This is a genomic window from Pyramidobacter sp. C12-8, from assembly GCF_002007215.1.
Taxonomy (GTDB): Bacteria; Synergistota; Synergistia; order Synergistales; family Dethiosulfovibrionaceae; genus Pyramidobacter.
This window is the reverse complement of sequence record NZ_MUHX01000127.1, coordinates 1-233: the sequence shown is the minus strand read 5'-3', so window position 1 is coordinate 233 and position 233 is coordinate 1. Positions and strand designations below refer to the sequence as shown.

At 57.9% G+C, this 233-nt stretch carries 1 pseudogene; it reads right to left on the bottom strand.

Annotated features, from left to right (window positions below):
• Positions 1–204, bottom strand: a pseudogene (locus tag B0D78_RS12320) (hypothetical protein); the annotation flags it as partial.
• Positions 205–233 lie beyond the last annotated feature (29 nt).

Below are 233 nucleotides of genomic sequence, written 5' to 3'. Positions count from 1 at the left end.
CCAAAGCATATTATTCCTCCTCTTGGCGACCGATTTGACGTTCAGCAGATGCTTGACGCCGACATTCTCGTGGATCGAGTTGCCGCCCCACGAGCCGCAGCCCAGCGTGAGAGAGGGCGCAAGACGGAAGTTGTAGATGTCGCCGATACCGCCGTGCGAGGACGGTGTGTTGACCATGATGCGGCAGGTCTTCATGCGCTCCATGAACGCATCGAGCACCTCTTTGCGTGTGA